Source organism: Phaeobacter piscinae, assembly GCF_002407245.1.
GTDB classification, from domain to species: domain Bacteria; phylum Pseudomonadota; class Alphaproteobacteria; order Rhodobacterales; family Rhodobacteraceae; genus Phaeobacter; species Phaeobacter piscinae.
This window is the reverse complement of record NZ_CP010681.1, coordinates 114536-134191: the sequence shown is the minus strand read 5'-3', so window position 1 is coordinate 134191 and position 19656 is coordinate 114536. Positions and strand designations below refer to the sequence as shown.

The 19656-nt window shown below is 59.5% G+C and carries 17 protein-coding genes; 10 read left to right on the top strand and 7 right to left on the bottom strand.

The window, feature by feature from the left end; all coding sequences use genetic code 11:
• Window positions 1–20: 20 nt before the first annotated feature.
• Complete coding sequence (locus phaeop14_RS00565; RefSeq protein ID WP_040178068.1) at window positions 21–1697, bottom strand: Na/Pi cotransporter family protein; 1677 nt, start codon at window positions 1695–1697, stop codon at window positions 21–23.
• A 98-nt stretch (window positions 1698–1795) separates the two neighbouring features.
• Window positions 1796–2614, bottom strand: a complete 819-nt coding sequence (locus phaeop14_RS00560; protein ID WP_416010700.1) for a DeoR/GlpR family DNA-binding transcription regulator — start codon at window positions 2612–2614, stop codon at window positions 1796–1798.
• A 205-nt stretch (window positions 2615–2819) separates the two neighbouring features.
• Between phaeop14_RS00560 and phaeop14_RS00555 the strand changes: the two genes are divergently transcribed.
• Both phaeop14_RS00555 and phaeop14_RS00550 read left to right on the top strand, forming a co-directional pair.
• Window positions 2820–4397, top strand: coding sequence for a sulfatase-like hydrolase/transferase (locus phaeop14_RS00555; RefSeq protein ID WP_096788437.1), 1578 nt, complete (start codon window positions 2820–2822; stop codon window positions 4395–4397).
• A complete protein-coding gene (locus phaeop14_RS00550) occupies window positions 4390–5664 on the top strand; it encodes a glycerate kinase type-2 family protein (RefSeq protein WP_096788436.1) in 1275 nt (424 codons plus the stop codon). Before phaeop14_RS00555 ends, phaeop14_RS00550 begins: the two co-directional genes overlap by 8 nt.
• Before the next feature lie 9 nt (window positions 5665–5673).
• Here the strand turns inward: phaeop14_RS00550 and hpaR are convergent, their stop codons facing one another.
• Window positions 5674–6108 carry a homoprotocatechuate degradation operon regulator HpaR gene (gene hpaR / locus phaeop14_RS00545; protein WP_096788435.1) on the bottom strand — a complete coding sequence of 145 codons (435 nt, stop codon included), beginning with the start codon at window positions 6106–6108 and terminating at the stop codon, window positions 5674–5676.
• 228 nt (window positions 6109–6336) lie between these two features.
• Between hpaR and phaeop14_RS00540 the strand changes: the two genes are divergently transcribed.
• The 7 genes from phaeop14_RS00540 (at window position 6337) to phaeop14_RS00510 (ending at window position 13750) form a co-directional block, all read left to right on the top strand.
• Window positions 6337–7746 (top strand): pyridoxal phosphate-dependent decarboxylase family protein, encoded by a 1410-nt coding sequence (locus phaeop14_RS00540; protein ID WP_096788434.1) that lies wholly within the window; start codon window positions 6337–6339, stop codon window positions 7744–7746.
• 137 nt (window positions 7747–7883) lie between these two features.
• Window positions 7884–8654, top strand: coding sequence for an HpcH/HpaI aldolase family protein (locus tag phaeop14_RS00535; RefSeq protein WP_096788433.1), 771 nt, complete (start codon window positions 7884–7886; stop codon window positions 8652–8654).
• A 142-nt stretch (window positions 8655–8796) separates the two neighbouring features.
• Window positions 8797–9981: a substrate-binding domain-containing protein gene (locus tag phaeop14_RS00530; protein WP_096788432.1), complete on the top strand. Its 1185-nt coding sequence runs from the start codon at window positions 8797–8799 to the stop codon at window positions 9979–9981.
• A 92-nt stretch (window positions 9982–10073) separates the two neighbouring features.
• On the top strand, window positions 10074–10850 hold the full coding sequence (locus tag phaeop14_RS00525) for an ABC transporter ATP-binding protein (RefSeq protein ID WP_040178073.1): 777 nt from the start codon (window positions 10074–10076) through the stop codon (window positions 10848–10850).
• On the top strand, window positions 10843–11592 hold the full coding sequence (locus tag phaeop14_RS00520) for an ABC transporter ATP-binding protein (protein WP_096788431.1): 750 nt from the start codon (window positions 10843–10845) through the stop codon (window positions 11590–11592). The genes phaeop14_RS00525 and phaeop14_RS00520 overlap by 8 nt, the downstream gene beginning before the upstream one ends.
• A 59-nt stretch (window positions 11593–11651) precedes the next feature.
• Window positions 11652–12683 carry a branched-chain amino acid ABC transporter permease gene (locus phaeop14_RS00515; RefSeq protein ID WP_040171613.1) on the top strand — a complete coding sequence of 344 codons (1032 nt, stop codon included), beginning with the start codon at window positions 11652–11654 and terminating at the stop codon, window positions 12681–12683.
• Window positions 12680–13750, top strand: coding sequence for a branched-chain amino acid ABC transporter permease (locus tag phaeop14_RS00510; protein WP_040178076.1), 1071 nt, complete (start codon window positions 12680–12682; stop codon window positions 13748–13750). Before phaeop14_RS00515 ends, phaeop14_RS00510 begins: the two co-directional genes overlap by 4 nt.
• Before the next feature lie 8 nt (window positions 13751–13758).
• Here phaeop14_RS00510 and phaeop14_RS00505 read toward each other — a convergent pair whose 3' ends face one another.
• The 4 genes from phaeop14_RS00505 to phaeop14_RS00490 form a co-directional block, all read right to left on the bottom strand.
• Entirely contained in the window at window positions 13759–15432 is a 1674-nt protein-coding gene (locus tag phaeop14_RS00505) for a DUF4139 domain-containing protein (protein WP_244905790.1), read from the bottom strand.
• A gap of 133 nt (window positions 15433–15565) precedes the next feature.
• Window positions 15566–15895 (bottom strand): hypothetical protein, encoded by a 330-nt coding sequence (locus tag phaeop14_RS00500; RefSeq protein WP_096788429.1) that lies wholly within the window; start codon window positions 15893–15895, stop codon window positions 15566–15568.
• 129 nt (window positions 15896–16024) lie between these two features.
• Window positions 16025–17047: an aspartate-semialdehyde dehydrogenase gene (locus phaeop14_RS00495; protein WP_024095654.1), complete on the bottom strand. Its 1023-nt coding sequence runs from the start codon at window positions 17045–17047 to the stop codon at window positions 16025–16027.
• 78 nt (window positions 17048–17125) lie between these two features.
• Complete coding sequence (locus phaeop14_RS00490; protein WP_096788428.1) at window positions 17126–18304, bottom strand: MFS transporter; 1179 nt, start codon at window positions 18302–18304, stop codon at window positions 17126–17128.
• Window positions 18305–18477: 173 nt separating this feature from the next.
• Here phaeop14_RS00490 and phaeop14_RS00485 point away from each other — a divergent pair, with 173 nt between their 5' ends.
• Window positions 18478–19632, top strand: coding sequence for a DUF3095 domain-containing protein (locus phaeop14_RS00485; RefSeq protein ID WP_096788427.1), 1155 nt, complete (start codon window positions 18478–18480; stop codon window positions 19630–19632).
• The last annotated feature ends 24 nt before the right edge of the window (window positions 19633–19656 follow it).

Here is a 19656-nt window from a genome sequence, read left to right as displayed (position 1 = left end):
CAGGTCGCTGCGGGGAGGCATCAGTCCATTTCCTCGGCAGGCATGTCTTGTATCAAACGCGTTTCCAGCAACTGCCCGTTCCGATAGAGAATCGGATAGGCGATGGCAGCGATATGGCTGTTGAATTCCCGCAGTGCGCGCAGGGTCTCAAGATGGATATCAGAACTCTCGAAACTCTCCGCGGCCCCTCTCTGGAGTCTGCGCAGATGGCGTTTGCGGCTGTCGCGTTCCATACGCTTCACCTCGGTCTTCTCAAGGCTCAGCAGACGCGCGCTTTCCAGATCGTCCGAGATCAGCACGTTGGAGGCCAGCTGCATATTGGCGACAATGACCTCGTGCATACGGGTGATCTCCGCCCAGCCTTCTTTCGAAAACCGCACGCCCTTCTTGTGCATTGACGTGGCAAGGGTGGCGAGACGTTCATCCACTACATCCCCGGCGGTCTCGAGCCGGATGGCATATTCCACCAAGTCGCGGGCCACTTTGGCGTTTTCCTTGCCGAACCCCTCGCTCGGCATGCCCGCCACATAACTCCGGATACCTGACAGGCAATTGTTCACCTCCCGGTCCAACGCCTGCACCGCCCTGATCTGAGTGCGGTCACCATGCTGGTAGAGGTCTGGAACGGGTCGGAACATGGCGCTGACCAGATCCGACATTCGCAACAACTCCCGCTTGAGACTGCTGATCGCCTGATTGGGCTGCCGATAATCGTCGGTATTCAGCACACTCACAGGCATCCCATGCGCGGTATCCTGCGGCGTCGCCGGGTCTGGCACCAGACCTGTCAGCACACCGTGCAACATACCGCAGAAGGGCAGCGCCAAAATCAGTAGCGATGTGTTGAACAGCAAATGCGCATAGACCAGCGTCTGCCCGCCCTCAGGCGCGCCCAGAACACCGGCTCGCAACGCCATATTGACACCAAACAGACACAGCACGGCCCAAGTCCCGCGCAGCCCCAGATTGGCCAGCGGTATTCGTCGCCCTGGCGCTGGCATCCCGCGGCTCAGCCAGACGGGAATGAACGCAGAGCCGAAATTCGCACCCAACACCAAAGACAGGCCAGCCGCAAAGGGGATCGCATCAATCTGCACCAAGGTGACACACATCAAAATAGCCGCCACCGAGGAGTGCATGACAAAGGCGAGTGCAGCCCCGACAAGGAACGCGGTGATGTAGTCCCGCGCCAGGTATTCTGCAATCGCGGGCAAAAACGCGCTTTCCCGGATCGGGTCCATCGCCTCACGCAGGAAACGCAAAGAAATCAAGATGAACGCAATCCCCATCAGGATGCGCCCCATCTGACGGGCTTTTTTCGCCTCAACCTTGACGAACAGATAGCCACCAACCGCCAGCAGCACCGGCACCAACCAGTCCAGACGGAACGACAGAAGCTGAATGATCAACGCGGAGCCCAGATCCCCGCCCAGCACAATCGCCAACCCGGAGGCAAAGGACAGCAGCCCCCCAGCCGCGAACCCGGACGTCAGCAACGCAACCGCGGCCGAGCTTTGAAGAACGATGGCCATGCCAATACCCACGAAGCTGGCCTGCACAAGACTGCGCTGTTCAGTCAGGAGTCGCTGAAACGTGGCACCATAGCTGCGTTCAATGCCCGTGCGCACCATACGCACCGCAAAAAGCAGCAGCATGACAGCACCGGCGAGGCTGGTAAGAAAGCTCAATATGGCCATAGGCTCGTGTCTTTTCCTTCTGTCGGGCAGTCTCTAACGGCTGCCGATCTTTATTTTGGCGCTCAACGGAACTCCGTCTGCGCAACTGTTCGCGCGGCTCACTCCATTGAGGGGGCCCGTTTCTTTGCCTTCACCTCGCTCGCCGCGTCAGCGTCCCGCGTTGGCGCCAGTTCAAGGTCAATTCCCCAGGTCTCCAACGCACGGCGGTACTTTCGGCCCGGTAAGGCATCAGTCATCAGCAGGTCCAGCATCTCCGGTTGCGGCCCCCGGTGCGGCGCCATGTCATCGAATTTCGGATGGGCCAGTAACAACAGCGTCCGTTCGGCGGCCTGCGCAACCACCGCCGCAAGCTGGGCCTCTGTCGCACTGTGGTAGAGGGCGCCGTGTTTGGCAGAAAACGCATCAGCCGACAACACCGCCAGGTCCAATGCAAATGCGCGTACTTGCTGTTCGGCAACATAGCCAAACGTGCCACGTTCATTGCTTTGGATTTCTCCGCCGAGGAAATGAACTCTGTTGCCGTTGTGATTGGCCAGTGTCTGCGCGACGCCAATAGAATTGGTCACCACTGTCAGATTGGCGCGGCGACGCAGTTCCTTTGCGACAAACGCTGTGGTGGATCCCACATCGAGAAAGATCGCCATCCCGTCTGTGATCTGCGGCAGAACTCCGGCGGCGATACTCTGCTTTTCTTCGGTATATTTCGAGATCCGCCGATAAAAACTATCCGCCGTATCCGGCCCACTCAGATAGGCGCCACCATGGACGCGCTGTACCAACCCTTGCTTGGCCAGTGCCTTGATCGTGCGCCGCACGGTTTCTTCCGAAACGCCCAGCACCTTAGCCAGTTCGCCACTGCGCGCCGAACCGCCCAGACGGCGCAAGGCCTCTAGCAGTTCAAGCTCGCGATGGGACATTTTCTGGTCTGCTGGCACCCGGAAACCTCTGTACAGGACTGGTGAATCTGCCGGGCAGTGAACCACAGCTCAATCGAAAAAATCAAACAGGAAAACACAAAAACCCACATTATCGGTCAATTTCGACGGTGTTGAGCCCGGAAACCCTTTGCCACGAAGACACTTTCGGGCTTATCTGGCGTCAATTGCCGCGAGGAAGATCTCTATGAGCCGATGTTCAGACCAGCGCAGGAATGTCCTGTTCATCCTGATTGATCAGATGCGGGCCGACTGCCTGTTTGGTGCCTTAGCGGAGCATGTGGCGCTGCCCAATCTTCGCGCGCTAATGGGGGATGCCGTTACCTTTCAGAAGAACTACACAGTTGTGAACCCCTGCGGTCCGTCGCGTGCCTCTATCCTGACCGGCCAGTATGCGATGAACCACCGCTCCGTCCGCAATGGCACCCCCTTGCGGCATGACACACCGAACCTCGCCTCGGAGATGCGCAAGGCAGGCTATCTGCCAATGCTGTTTGGGTATACCGACACCTCGCACGATCCCCGCGTCCACCACCCAAGCGACCCGGCGATGCAAACATACGAATACCCGATGAGCGGGTTTCATGAGATGTTGGAGATGCGGATGGAAATGTCGCATCCATGGCGCGCGCATCTTCTGAACAAAGGTTACACATTCGACCGCTACTGGGACATCTACAAACCGGTATCGCCAACCGGGGATGCCCCGCGTCTTAACGATCCGGCTCCGTATCGGGCTGAGGACAGTGACACCGCATTTCTGACCGACCGATTTCTGGCAACGCTGCCCGGCTACCGCGACCAGAATTGGTTCGCGCATCTGACCTATATACGCCCGCATCCACCGCTTGTTGCGCCTGCCCCCTACAACCGGATGTATGATCCCGCGTCCCTGCCGCTCCCGCACCGTCTTGCCACTGTTGAGGACGAGCGCGCGGTTCATCCATTTTTTGATCCAGCCACCCGCGCCGCCTCCCCGGCGTCCTTTGTTGAAGGGTTCCCCGATCTGGAGCCCAGCGACGAAGTAATCCAGACGCTTCGCTCGATCTATCTGGGTCTTGCCAGCGAGGTCGACGCCCATATCGGTCGGGTTATGGAGTACCTCCGCGACAGCGGCCAGCTGGAGAACACGCTTGTGGTGCTCAGCGCAGATCATGGGGAAATGCTGGGCGATCGGCACAGCTGGGGGAAATTCTCGGTTTATGAGGCGGCCTATCACACGCCTCTGATCATTCGCCAACCGGGCAACGCAGCGCGCGCCGGCGCTGTGGTGCATGATATCACCGAATCCATCGACCTCGCACCGACCATTCTGGACTGCGTGGGCCAGCCTATTCCTAACGCAATGGACGGGCGCTCCCTGCTGCCGCTGCTTGCCGGAAACACTCCAGACAACTGGCGCAGTTACAGCTATTCGGAGTTGGATTTCGCAGAGCCTGAGCGCCCTAGCATCTGGCAGCAACATCTGGGCACGGATGCGAGCTGTTCCTGCCTTGCGATTCTGCGCGATGCGCGCTTCACACTGGTCGAGTTTGCAGCCGACCTGCCGCCCCTGCTGTTTGATCACGATGACCTGGGCGAAGCCGTTAACGTGGCGGAGCACCCCGACTATCAACGCGATCTGGCCCGGCTGACGCGACAGATGTTGCGCCATCGTATGCGTAACATGGATCATACGTTGTCGCTGGACACCATCACCCCACAGGGGCCGCGCAGGCAGCTGCGCCATAGGCCGACGTTCGCTGCAGGCCACCAGGATGGCTGATCTGCGCAGGACTGCCCGCGCCCTCTTTGCAGTGGCTGTTGCCCGTGCCAACCCCGCCATGGCACTGGCCGAGAGCCTGCGAAAACACCCACCGGCCCTACCGCAACCGGGGGGACGCCTGATCCTTGTCGCCCTTGGGAAAGCCGCGATTCCCATGATGCGTCAGGCGATAGAGATGCTGCCGCCCCCGGATCGTGCAATCGCTGTGACCAATCCAGAGAATGTTGCGGACCTACCTGATGTCGAGGTGTTGGCAGGCAGTCACCCTGTTCCGAACCACATGAGCCTGGCTGCGGGGGCCGCCCTACGCGCGGCACTCAGCAATCTGAACGCCAAGGACAGGGTCGTCGCGCTGATATCGGGCGGCGGCTCCGCTCTGGCGGTCGCGCCAGCGGGAGGTCTCACGCTGGCTGACAAAACCGCTGTGACGGATCTGCTGCTCGGGGCCGGTGTCGACATCACCCAGATGAATCTGATCCGCCAGCAACTGTCGGAGCTGAAGGGCGGCGGCCTGTTGCGCGCGGCGCAGCCCGCACAGGTGTTCAGCTATATTCTCTCGGATGTCATCGGCGATGATCTGAGAGCCATCGCCTCGGGCCCCACGGTGGCACCACTGGGCGCGCGGGCAATGGCGCGCGATTTTCTTCTGTCCCAGAACCTGTGGGAGGCGCTGCCTCACGCGGTTCAAACCCATCTGGCAACACCAGAAGACCCGCAGCAATCGCCCGCGAACTCCAGCGTGGCGTCAGCCCATCTAATCGGGTCGAACCGCCATAGCCTGATTGCCGTGCGCGATCAGGCAAAGCGCGATGGCTGGGCCGCACATATCATCAACGATGCGCTTACGGGAGATGTTGAAGCGGCGGCCACGACCATTCTCTCAGCAACCAAAGCACACGAATCCGGTCACCCTGCTGCGCTGATTTTTGGCGGAGAAACCACAGTGCAGCTGACTGGCAGCGGTCGTGGCGGGCGGAACCAAGAGCTGGCACTGCACGTTGCCCGCCTGGGGCCTCGTGCCCTCAAAGAGCATTGGACCTTCCTCTCCGCAGGCACCGATGGTCGTGACGGTCCGACAGATGCGGCGGGCGGTATTGTCGACAGCGGTACCTGGCAACGGATCAGTGACAACGGCGGCAATCCCGAGGCCCTCCTCAGAAACAACGACAGCAACGCTGCGTTGAAGCTGGCGGGCGATCTCCTGATAACAGGCGGAACCGGCACCAATGTAGCCGATGTCCAAATTATGCTGCTGTCACCGCAGTAGAATAGGCCCCTATTCGTCCAATTGATGCAGCTCGTTCAGCAAATCCAGCAACGCCTCATAGCGATCCTCCCCCATTTGGGCACGGGTACGCTGAATGACGGCAAGGCTTGCATCCAGATTATCGTCAATGACCTGTGTCCCCGCCGGTGTGATGCTCACAACCTGGCGGCGGCGATCTATCTGATCCTTCGTACGCTGGATCAGCCCCTTATCCTCAAGCTTCTGCAAGATGCGTGTCAGGCTTGGCAGAAGAAGACAGGCCCGTTCAGAAATCTGCGTAGGGTCGATCCCTCCGGTTTCCTGAACAACACGCAGCACGCGCCACTGCTGTTCCGTCAAACCGGCATCGCTCAGCAGCGCGCGGATAGGGCCCATCACACGCTCGCGGGCGCGCAGCAGGGCGATGGGCAAAGATCGGTCAGTGCTTGGTAACTGCTTGGTCATGGCCAATTATCGCCGCCCCGGCGCACAAAGGCAAATCTTCAATGCTGGCGCCAGCAAGAGAGTGCTTCTGAAAACGGAACGATCAGGGAGCCGTCCGCAAAGGCGAGCGAAATGACGCTCAAGCAATCGCATCTATTGATATAATTCCCCAAAGTAGACAGATTTTAATACACATGTTAATCATATGGTGTCTCATGGGTTTCCCCTCTCAGCGCAAAGGACGGCACAATGAACTGGTCTGATTTTTCCCATTGGGGTCGCAAGATTGCCGACTGGACCCAACACTACCATCAGACGGTTGGTGACAGGCCGGTGCGCGCCAGAACCGAACCCGGTGACGTTCTGAATGCGCTTCCCGCCACGCCGCCCGAAGCTGGCGAAGGCATGGAGACCATCTTTGCCGATTTTGAAACCGTTGTGATGCCCGGAATCACCCATTGGCAGCATCCACGGTTCTTTGCCTATTTCACCTCCAATGCCGCTGCCCCATCGGTGCTTGCGGAATTCCTCACCTCTGCCATCGCGCCGCAATGCATGCTCTGGCAGACCTCTCCTGCGGCGACGGAAATGGAAACCCGCATGATGGACTGGCTGCGCCAGGCGCTTGACCTGCCAGAAGAGTTTCAGGGCGTCATTCAGGACAGTGCCTCTTCCGCCACCCTGGCAGCCGTCCTCACGATGCGGGAAAAGGCGCTGAACTGGCAGGGCAATGAGCAGGGGCTATTTTCCCAGAAGACTTTGCGCATCTACTGCTCTTCGGAGGTGCACACCTCCGTCGATCGTGCCATCTGGGTTGCCGGTATCGGCCAGCAAAATCTTGTCCGTGTTCCGATCAAAGGGGACTGGCGCGGCATGGACCCGGACGCGCTGACCGCAGCAATTGAGGCCGACATCGCGGCCGGCCACCAGCCCGCCGGCGTCATCCTCTGTGTCGGAGGCACCGGAGTTGGCGCCACCGACCCGGTCGATCAGATACTCGATGTGGCTGAAAATTATGGTCTCTATACCCATGTGGATGCCGCCTGGGCCGGCTCCGCCATGATTTGCCCCGAATACCGCCATTACTGGCCCGGAATTGAGCGCGCAGACAGCATCGTTTTCAACCCGCACAAATGGCTGGGGGTGCAATTTGATTGTTCCGCCCATTTCCTGAAAAATCCCGACGATCTGGTCCGAACGCTGGCCATAAGCCCCGAATATCTCAAAACCCATGGCAAAGACGGCATCATCAACTACTCTGAATGGTCGGTGCCCCTGGGCCGCCGTTTCCGTGCGCTCAAAATCTGGTTCCTGATCCGGACCTACGGTCTGGAAGGGCTGCGCCAACGGTTGCGCAACCATGTGACATGGTCACAGCAATTGCATGATCGGCTCCAGTTAGAGCCTGATTTCGAGATCGTGACGCCGCCAATGTGGTCTCTCTGGTCCTTTCGGTATCAGCCCGATGGAGCCAAGGATCTGGACGATCTGAATCTGCGGTTGGTGAATGCGATCAACGACGATGGCCGCATTTACCTGACCCAGACCCGCGTCGATGGCGCTCTGGTGATCCGTTTTCAGGCAGGGCAATTTGAAACAACCGAAGCCGATGTCATGATGGCACATGATGTCATCACTGAAATCGCCCGAACGCTATAGCACCGACCAACCCGCTCCGCCGAGGCTGATGCGTGGCCGCTGGACAAGCCGCAGCGCGGGGCGATACCTTTTTCCTCAGTCGTGACCGCCCCGAACAAACACAAGCGATCGCGCCCAATCCAAACCGGAGAGTTCCCATGCCCGCACCCAAAAACACCTTCAAACAGGCGCTGGCCAACGGGGATCGTCAAATCGGCTGCTGGATGAGTTTTGGCGAAGCGGCCGTCGCCGAAATCATGGGGACCTGTGGCTTTGACTGGCTGGTGATCGACGGCGAACATGCCCCCAATGACATCCGCTCCATTCGGGATCAGTTGATGGCACTGGCAGCATCGGCCAGCCATCCGGTGGTGCGCGTGCCGGTGGGGGAGACATGGATCATCAAACAGGTGCTGGACGCCGGTGCGCAAACCGTTCTGGTCCCCATCGTGGAGGACGCAGATCAGGCCCGCGAACTCGTGCGCGCCTGCCAGTACCCGCCACATGGCACCCGTGGGGTCGGCGCGACAGCCGCACGGGCGACGCTGTTCGGAACGACCAGCGACTATCTTCAGACCGCCGATCAGCAGATCTGCCTACTGTTACAGGTCGAAAACCGTAAAGGCATCGAAAATCTCGACGAAATTCTGGCGGTGCCGGGTATTGATGGTATCTTCATCGGGCCCGCCGACCTCTCCACGGATATGGGACATCAGGGCAATTCCGCTCACCCGGAGGTGCGCGCCGTGATTGCCGACGCGCTGGCGCGGATCAAAGCCGCAGGCAAGGCGCCGGGCATATTGGGCACCTCACCCGAGGCCACACAGGCCTATTTCGACATGGGAGCGCAGTTTCTCGCCGTCGGGATTGACGTTATGCTGCTGGCGCAGAGCGCGCGCGCCCTCGCCACGAACTGGACATCGAAGTAGCCACCGGCACCCCAAGAGACAAAACCGCGTGAGAAAATACGTATTTTCGCGCAATTGACCGGTTTGACACCCCGCCGCTAGCCTGCCACGACAGGAGCGAGACCGCGCCAGATAACTTGGCGCGCCACGAGGGAGTTACAGGATGAAACGCACATTTGCTGCGGGGATGGTCTCCGCACTGACGCTGACGTCAGCTATAGCCACCGCCGCCTTTGCTGATATTAAAATCGCCCATGTCTATGGCAAAACCGGCCCGTTTGAAGCCTACGCCAAACAGTCACACGACGGTCTGATGCTGGGGCTGGAATACGCCACCGGCGGCACCATGGAGGTGAACGGCGAGAAGATCGTGGTGATCGAAAAAGACACGCAGCTGAAGCCCGAGAATGGCAAAGCCCTGCTCGAGGAAGCTTATGGCGATGATGAGGTCGATCTGGCCATTGGGCCAGTCAGCTCCGGCGTTGCGCTGGCGATGCTACCGGTCGCCGAGGAATACGAAAAATTGCTGATCGTAGAGCCCGCGGTTGCTGACTCCATTACCGGGTCGAACTGGAACCGCTATATTTTCCGGACCTCGCGCAACTCCTCTCAGGATGCCGTAGCCAGCGCCATCGCTCTGGCCGGGGACAACGTGCATATCGCAACGCTGGCACAGGACTACGCCTTTGGCCGCGACGGCATCGCCGCCTTCCGCGAAGCCCTTGCCGCGCAGGGTCACGAGATCGTCCACGAAGAATTCGCACCGACCGACACCACCGATTTTACGGCGGCCGGGGAACGGATCTTCAACGCGATGAAGGATCTCGAAGGCGAAAAGAAGCTCTTCATCATCTGGGCCGGTGGCGGCAACCCCTGGGCCAAAATCAACGCCATGGATCCCAGCCGTTTCGGGATTGAGTTTGCCGGCGTCGGCAACATCCTTGCCGCTCTGAAAGGGTTCAAGGATTTCGCTGGCATGGAAGGCGGCACCTACTACTACTATGAGCTGCCCGACAATCCTGTGAACGACTGGCTCGTCAAAACCCATTTTGAGCGGTTTGACAGCCCCCCGGATTTCTTCACCGCAGGCGGCATGGCCGCAGGTATCGCGGCTGTGGAAGCCATCAAGAAAGCCGGGTCTACCGACACCGAAGCCCTGATCACCGCAATGGAAGGCATGGAGTGGGAAACCCCGAAGGGCACCATGCAATTCCGGGCTGAAGATCATCAGGCGCTACAGCCGATGTATCACTTCAAACTACGCGTCGAAGATGATGTCGAATGGGCGATCCCCGAGCTGGTTCGCGAGTTGAGCATCGATGATCTGCCGATCCCGGTGCGCAACTGATCGTATCCTTCTCTCAGGTCCGGCGCATGTGGTGCCGGGCCTGATGCGAAGCGGATAACCGCGATTCAATCCCACTCCACACGGATCCGTTCATGACTGCCCCCCTTCTGACCACCGATGATCTGACTGTACGCTTTGGTGGGCACGTGGCTGTCGATGCCGTTACATGTGCCTTTCACGCCGGTGAACTGACCGCCATCGTCGGTCCCAACGGCGCTGGGAAGACCACCTATTTCAATCTGATTTCCGGGCAGATCCCGGCCAGCGCCGGACGCGTCGCGCTAAACGGTCAGGACATCAGCACCGCCTCCGTTTCAACCCGCACGAAGGCCGGTATCGGACGCGCTTTTCAGATGACCAACTTGTTTCCCGATCTGACCGTTCTGGAGAATGTCCGCCTGGTGGTTCAGGCCAAAGCCGGGCGCGGATTCAACCTTTGGTCCATGGTAACAGGCCACGCCGACCTGATAGATCAGGCCGAAGATATCCTAGCCCGTGTGCGCCTTCTGGAGGAGCGTAACCAGATCGTCTCAGAACTGTCCCACGGCAATCAGCGCAAGCTGGAAGTCGCTCTGCTGATTGCCCTCGACCCGCTGATCTACATGTTTGACGAACCAACCGCCGGGATGAGTGTCGATGAGGCCCCGGTTGTGCTGGACCTCATCGCGGACCTGAAAGCGCAGAGCGACCGCACTGTCCTATTGGTGGAGCACAAGATGGATGTGATCCGAACGCTCGCCGACCGCATTATCGTTCTGCACAATGGCGCGCTGGCGGCAGATGGTGCCCCGGCCGAGGTGATGGCCTCGGACATCGTGCAAGAGGCCTATATGGGGCGCGGACTTGAGGGGGTTTTGGATCATGTCTGATCTTGCTCAGACTGGGACCACCGGCGATCCGATCCTTCGGATTGAAGGGATCTACACGAATATTGCGCAGTACCATATTCTTCAGGGTGTCGATCTCCACGTGCCGCGCGGCGGCGTTACCATGCTGCTGGGGCGCAACGGCGTCGGTAAGACCACGACCCTGCGCAGTGTGATCGGGCACTGGCGGGCTCATCGCGGGCGTATCCTCTTTGACGGCGATGACATCACCCGGATACCCACCGCCAATATAGCGCGATCAGGCCTGGGATTCGTGCCCGAGGACATGGGGATCTTCGCCGATCTGACCGTGGAGGAGAACATGGTGCTGGCCGCTGTTTCCGGCCCCATTGATCCCGCGCGTCTGGACTGGATCTTTCAAGCATTTCCGCCGCTAAAGACATTCTGGACCTCCGAAGCCGGCAATCTCTCCGGTGGGCAGAAACAGATGCTATCGATTGCCCGCGCCATGATCGAAGAGCGCAAGCTCTACCTGATTGACGAACCAACCAAGGGGTTGGCCCCTGCGATCATTTCCACGATGGCCCGCGCGCTCAAGGATCTAAAGGATCAGGGGGCCTCAATCCTGATGGTCGAACAGAATTTCGCCGTCGCAAAGGCACTTGGCGATACCGCCAACGTGATGGACGACGGTCGCGTGATCTGGTCCGGGGAGATGGCCGAACTGGCCGGCGATCCCACCCTACAGGAACGGCTGATGGGCCTCAGCATGGAAGCGAAGTGAATGATGTCTGACGGTCGATACATATCCCGCAATGGCTGCATCGGACAGGAGATAGCCCGATGAGCACAGCCCCTGAACACAGCCCAACAATGGCTCGATCTTCGGTGGCCGACAGGCTGGCGCCTTATGCGCCGCTTATGCTGGTTCCGGTCTTGGCAATCGCCGGCCTGATCGCAGTGCAGAACCCGGCCAGCTGGCTGACCCTCACAGTGTCCGGTCTGGCCATGGGGATGATGATCTTCCTGATGGCGTCAGGGCTCACCTTGGTGTTCGGCCTGATGGACGTCATTAACTTCGGTCACGGCGCCTTTGTCTCGGTTGGAGCCTTCATCGGGATTTCCGTCCTGCTGACACTGGGTCACCTGACAAATGCCCCCTCGCTGGGGCTGAATCTGCTGGCAATCCTGGCTGCGGTTCTTGCCGCTATGGCCGCAACCGCCGTCATGGGCTGGGCTTTCGAACGGGTGATTGTCAAACCTGTCTACGGCAACCACCTCAGTCAGATCCTTGTTACCATGGGGGGGCTGATCATTGCAGAGCAGCTGATCATTGTCCTATGGGGGCCAGAGGAAATCTACTTCACACGCCCCGAAGCACTAAAAGGCGCGCTCACCTTCGGCGATGCCGCGATTGAGAAATACCGGTTGGTCACAGTCGGCGTTGGGTTGGCAGTCTTTGCCGCCATGCGGTTTGTCCTGCGCCGCACCAAGATCGGCCTGATCGTCCGGGCCGGTGTTCAAAACGGGGAGATGGTCGCGGCGCTGGGATACCGGTTGAGGCTGGTTTTTATCGGTGTTTTCATCGCCGGATCGGCATTGGCCGGCCTCGGGGGCGTTATGTGGGGCCTCTATCAGGAGGTGATCACCGCCCATATGGGCAATCAGGCGATGATCCTGATCTTCATTGTGGTGATCATCGGCGGGCTTGGGTCGGTTGAGGGCTGCTTCATCGGCGCGCTGCTGGTTGGGCTGCTACAGAATTACATCGCCTTCGTTGAGCCGAAACTGGCCCTAGTTTCCAATATCGCCTTGATGGTGGCCATCCTGATGTGGCGGCCGATGGGCATGATCCCGGTGGTAAAGGCAAAATGATCCGTACCCTTCTCTCTGGCGATCTGCCGCGCTCCCGCGTTCTGGCCCTGCTGCTTGCGGTTATCCTGACCTGTCTGGCCTTCGCACCCTTTTTGTTCCCAGGTGTTCGCACCGTCGATACAGCCGCGCGCATCTGCATTTTTATCGTGCTGGTGGCGAGCTACGATCTCTTGCTGGGGTACGGCGGTATCGTCAGCTTTGCGCATACGATGTTCTTCGGCATGGGCGCCTATGGGGTCGCTCTCACCTCAACCCATATGGGGCGTGGCTTTGACGCGCTGGCAATCGGGTCTATCACGGGGGCGGCGCTCGCTGCGGTTCTGGCGTTGCTGATCGGGTTGTTTTCCCTGCGGGTCCGAGCGATCTTCTTTGCCATGATCACGCTGGCTGTTGCCTCTGCCGTGGCGGTTCTGGTCAGCCAGCTCTCCGGGCTCACTGGCGGCGAAGATGGGCTGACCTTCAAGATCCCACGCGAATTGGGGCCTGCGTTCAAATTCGGCAAAGAGACGTTTGACGGCGCATTGTTCGGGGTCAAACTGAACGGAAAATTGCTGACCTACTACCTGATTTTCGGCGGCAGCGCGCTGCTGTTCCTGGCCTTGCTGCGGGTCGTTAATTCGCCGTTTGGCCGCGTACTGCAGGCGATCCGGGAGAATGACTTCAGAGCGGAGGCGATTGGCTACAAAGTGGTCTACTACCGCGTCACCGCCACCTGCCTCTCAGCTGCGATCGCCGCGTTGTCGGGATCTCTCTACGCGATCTGGCTGCGCTATGTGGGGCCGGATACCACCCTGTCGATGACAATTATGATCGACATTCTGCTGATGGTCGTCATTGGCGGCATGGGCACCATCTACGGCGCGGTCATCGGCGCAACTCTGTTCGTGCTGGCACAGAACTATCTGCAAAACCTGATGGGCGTTCTCTCCAGCATGACCGAAGGATTGCCTCTGCTGCCCGAATTGCTCAGCCCGGACAGGTGGCTCTTGTGGCTTGGGGTGCTGTTCATTCTCAGCGTCTATTTCTTCCCCAGTGGCGTGGTCGGCCGCCTGCGCGGCCAACGTTAGCGCGCAGATCAGCGCAGGATCTGGCCTTCGGGCCAGCTCAGCTCCGTCTCGATCTCGATCACTTCGGCCGCACCCGCCGCAATCTCCATATCCCAGGCCAGGATACCACGCTGTTTCTCGACGTTTTCCTCAGTCGGTGCAGGGCGAGCGTCCCAGGTAATCTCCAGCGCGTCTTGCTGGGAATAGGGGACACGGTCCAGCAGGCGCAGCGGCCAGGCACGGTTCGTGAGGTTCTCCACCTCAATCTCGACCCGGCGGACTTGTTCAGTGTTGCGCGAAATCAGCCCCTGCTCCCCCTCGCTCTGGTCAAGAATATCGCGACTTAGGGTCAGACCTTTGATTGCGCCAAAACCCAAATCCGCCTCCGCTCCCGGTGCCAGACCGGCAAAATCTGCGACAGCGATCAACTTTCCGTCGACGAAATGGGCGGCCTGCGTCGCAGCCAGAAGCTGTTCACCAAACTCATTGGTGAAGCGTACCATCCGATAAGCGGTCTCATTGCGCAGCGGCACTGCCTGGGCGGTGAGCGTCGCGGCGGTCTTCAGGCTATCCATCTCCAACCGCAGCGCCTCTGCCCCTGATGCGATGGAGACCGGCGTATCAAACCCATAGACCGCGGCGACGCCACTGCGGTCGACAGACCATTGCCGAAATATCTCCTCAACCACCACAGCCGCTTCGATAATAGGCTCGTTCGCAAGATCCAATTCCATATCAGATGACAGCCGCTGTTTCGAAGTTGGCTCGGGCATTGGCTTCTCGATCCGCCGCAGCTGTGGGAAAAGCCGTAAGGGCGCTGATTGCCCCAAAGGTTCCGCCGTCGACAGCGTCAGCGCAACGTCCTGCCAGTTTTCCCCCGTGTCCTGGGACAAGATCACGCTGCGGTTCAACGTCAGCTCAGGATCACCACCGGTTGCGAGATGCAACTCATAGCTCGGAGACCAGCCGATATTGCCAGCCCCTTCAGTCAGATACTGCATGCGGATTGAGGCCTCACCCGCAGTCGCTGCCTCAACCGTTACCTCAATATAGAGGCGGTCCTCGTCCTCTAGCGACAGAGCCGCAAGCGCGGTGCGCGCCTCGGTCAAACTTTCCTGCAAGGTGACGAGCGCTTGCTCCTTATTGCGGGCCTCAGCCTCGGCATCAACGATCTGGCGGTGATTTTCGGCTGCACGACGGCTGATCATCAGGGCGATATCGGCAAGCGCAGCGGCATCTGTACCCACAAGCCCGTCATTGCTGCCAAGCTGCTCCAAGAAATGAATAGAACTGCGCGCCGCTTGGGCCGCGGCCCGTGCGCGCGCCGCCTCATCTTCCACCGCAGCGATCTGTGCTTCGATCTCATCTATGCGCGCTTCGGCGGCCTCAATCTCCGGTGTCGACGCGTCACGCGGCGGAACGAACTCATCTCGCACCCGGGTACTGATCCTGCGGGCGCCGTCTATTTGAACCTGCAGGCTCGCGGTCTCCGCACTTTGCGGCACGCCTTGCAGGATCAGCTCGTGCTGCCCCGCAGGCAACACCACATCGGCGGTCCGGGTAATCTGCGCCAGCCCCGGATACAGCGTGACCGCTGAAATCTGGCTGTCGACTTGTATAACGTCCGAAACCGCAGCTGTGGCAACACATGTGGTCACGGCAAACGTCGCGCCAAAGGTCATATTTGAAAAAGCAGATCGCATAATTTCTCTCGACTGATGAACACTGCGGGGCAATGCCTCGCCTGTCACCGAACCTAGAGACGCATCGGCGCTGTGACCAGTTGCATCCGCGACTGCCTGCCTACCACCCCTTTGTATCTGGGGCCTCTCAGAGCTATTCAGGCAAAGGTTCGCCGAAACGCGTTTCCAGTTCTCCCCCTGGGAAGCCCAGAAACCGGCAGGTGCAGATTTCAACATGGCTATGGGCGTCCCGCAGGCGCATGCGCCCGTCTTTCCGCTCCAAGTAGAACCCCTTGATGCGCAGCGCGCGGATCAACTCTAGCCAGGTCTTTGCGGTGCGGAAACTCTCGCTCAGGACCATTCTCAGCTGTGCCGCCATCTCAGCGTCCAGCCGCGAACTATTGCGTGCGGTGGCCCAGGCGCTTTCCCCCGCGCTGATGTGCTCACCCTCTGCGATCTCTTGCGCTGATTGTTTTTCCACCATGGTCTAACCCCCTTTACCGTTGTCTAACCCCCATCAGACTAGTGGCATCAAGGCTGGCAAGAACAGCTGTACAAACGGTAAAGGGGCCGCCTCTTTCGAAGCAGCCCCACTATCTGAATGGATAGGTTTTTAGCCTTTTTTCAGAACTTCACGTCCAAGAAGCTCGGCGATCTGAACCGCATTCAGAGCAGCACCCTTGCGCAGGTTATCGCTGACACACCACAGGTTCAGACCGTTATCCAGGGTCGAATCCTGACGGATGCGGCTGATGAAGGTTGCGAAATCACCGACACATTCGACGGGCGTCACGTAGCCGCCGTCTTCGCGCTTATCGATCACCATGATACCTGGTGCTTCACGCAGGATGTCACGGGCCTCGTCTTCATCGAGGAAGTCTTCGAATTCGATGTTGATCGCTTCGGAGTGACCGACAAAAACCGGCACCCGCACGCAGGTCGCGGTGACCTTGATTGAGGGATCAACGATCTTCTTGGTCTCAGCGACCATCTTCCACTCTTCCTTGGTCGAGCCGTCGTCCAGGAAAACATCGATGTGCGGGATCACGTTGAAGGCAATCTGCTTGGTGTAGACGCTCGGCGGTACATCCTGTGTCGGGTTGTAGACCGCCTTGGTCTGATCCCACAGTTCGTCAATCGCATCTTTGCCGGAGCCGGACACAGACTGATAAGTCGACACCACGACGCGTTTGATCTTGGCACGATCATGCAGCGGCTTCAGCGCCACAACCATCTGCGCGGTGGAGCAGTTGGGGTTGGCGATGATGTTCTTCTTGGCATAGCCGTGCACCGCCTGCGGGTTCACCTCAGGCACGATCAGCGGCACGTCATGATCATAGCGGTACAGCGATGAGTTATCGATAACGACACAGCCAGCCGCAGCCGCTTTCGGCGCGTATTTCTTGGTGGCGTCGGAGCCAACGGCAAACAGCGCCATATCCCAACCGGCGAAGTCGAACGTGTCCAAGTCCTGGGTCGTCAGTGTCTTGTCGCCGAATGTAACTTCGGTGCCGAGGGATTTGCGGCTCGCCAGAACTGCAATCTCATCCACAGGAAACTGGCGTTCCGCCAGAATATTCAGCATTTCGCGACCCACGTTGCCCGTGGCGCCCGCGATAACGACGCGATAACCCATTTTGTTTCTCCAATTGTATCCGGCCTCGTGACCGGCTGCGGTGTCTTATCGGGAAAGCCCGCGCGAGGGAAGGCTAGATCAATCCAAGCTGTCGCGGCTGAGCAGATATATTGCGCACCCGGCCGCCAGAAACGCGAGGAGGAAACCAAAAATGACAAAATACGGTAAGGAAAGCTCCGCTCCGGTTGTTTCCGCATGCAGACGCCCACTGGCGAACTGCATGATTCCCACGCCGCCAATGCCAAAGAAGTTGAGCATGGTCACCCCCCGCCCCACCAGATGCGGCGGCACAAAGGCGCGTCCCTGCGCCAGAATGACCGGGAAGGCCGCACCAAAAAAACCAACAGCCGCCATCAGAGCCACCACCAATGGCACCGGCCCGTCGATGAATAGCATCAAGCCACCCAACGCCGCACAGGCCAGAAGATTGCCGCCAAGCACCACACCTTTGCGTGTTCCCAAAAGCCGATCCAGCGGCCCATAGGCAAAGGTGCCGAGAATCATCGCAACCCCCATCACCAGACTGGCGACCCCGATCGCCTCAGATCCAAGGCCAAAGACATCACTCATATACGGGCCGATCCACAAGCCACGGAGCGCAGCCGACGGAGCATAGGCCACAAACATCATGATGAATATCGGCCAAAGCACCGGCATGCGCAGAATATCCAGCACCGAGCCCTTCGGGCCATCGCTCATCTCAACCCGCGCCGGGTCCTTCACTGTCAGCGCAATACCAAGCGCTACCGCAGTCGAGATCCCCGCAAGCCCAAACAATGTGCCGCGCCATCCCAGGACCTCAACCGCAAGCGCGGTCGGATAGGACGCCACCAGGTTCCCAAGGGAACCAACACCCAGCATCAAGGCCGCCAGTGTCGCAAAGCGGCGCGGCGGATATTCGCGCGCGAATATGTAATAGGATGCCATGAGGACAGGCGAACATCCCACCCCGATCAGGACCATCGCAAGGCTGATGTGAACCGGCTGGCTGGCCAGCGCAAACACCAACGTACCGCCGCCCCCGCCAAGCAGCAACAACGCTGCGGCAGTACGGTTTGGCCCGATACGATCCAGCGCCCACCCCACCGGCAGCTGCATGACGGCGAAGGTCAGGAACCAAAGCCCGGAGGCAAAGGCAAGATCCTCCGGCGAAGCGCCCAGATCGGTTTGAAGGGCAGAACTGAGCACCGCCAGAAATGCGCGAAAGAACTGGCTGAGCACATAGCCCAGACATAAGATAATCAGCCCCACCTGCATGAAATCCCCCGACTAAGCTGCGCGACCCCGGCACATGACCCGGGCCGGAAATCTGATCGGTCCACAGTGGCGATTTCGCACCAATTCACAAGAGCGCGAAACCACTTAGCCGTGATTGGTCGTGCGTCACAGTCGCGCTAGGCTATGGTGTCTGCAGGATGAACGGATCGCATATGACACAGGATGGTTTCTACCAAAGCCTCTCGCCCAGCCGCGATTTCGCCGGCCTGACACGGGCGGGCGCTTTTACACCGCTGCCCAGAGACTGGATGGTGGGATGCTGCGATATCGTCAATTCCACCGATCTGATCGCATCCGGGCGCTACAAGACGGTGAATACCATCGGAGCCTCGGTGATCGCAGCCATGATAAACGCCTTGCAGGGTGTGCCTTTTCCCTATGTGTTTGGCGGTGACGGGGCCTCCTTTGCAGTTGGCCCTGAACATGCCGACACTGCCCGTGACACCTTGGCTCGGTTGCGCAGCTGGGCCAGCGCGGAGTTTGACATCGACTTGCGGGCGGCTCTGCTGCCGGTGTCCTGGATCCGGGCCGAGGGGCTGGATGTTGCTGTGGCCCGCTACGCTGTATCCGAAGCCGCTGACTATGCGATGTTCGCGGGTGGTGGCCTGAACTGGGCCGAACGGCAAATGAAGCTCGGCGGCTTTGAAGTGCCGCCCGCCCCCCTGCCCGATCCACCGGATCTGACCGGCCTGTCCTGCCGCTGGAACACAATACCGGCCCGCAACGGCCTGATCCTTTCGGTGGTGGTGCAACCCGAACCGACCGCCTCTGCCAAGGATTTTGCAAAAATTGCCGGTGATATTCTGGCCGTGGGGGACCAGCTACAGCGCAATGGCCATCCGGTACCGGAAGGGGGGCCAAGCTTTAGCTTCCCGCCGCCGGGCCTTACCCTTGAGGCCAAGATCTCACGCGGGAAGACTGCTCTGATCCTGCGCAAGGCTCAGCTGTTTATTCAGACAACATTGGCCGCGTATGCCCTTAGCCGAAAGCGCCCGCTAGGCAGTTTTGATGCGCAGCATTATCGCAGGATGCTGGTGGCCAATGCCGATTTTCGCAAATTCGACGATGGCCTTAAGCTGACGCTCGACTGCCCACCACAAGTGCGCGACGACATTACGCGGATCCTGGAGAAAGCCGCGACCGCCGGTCATGCCCGATACGGGCTCCACGAACAGGATGAGGCGCTGGTGACCTGCATTGTTCCATCGGTGATGCGCGACGATCATGTCCACTTCATCGATGGCGCCTCTGGCGGCTATACCCAGGCCGCACTGCGGATGGCGGCCTCAGACAGGACGACAGCCTGAGAGCCACCCCGACCCGCCGTCCAG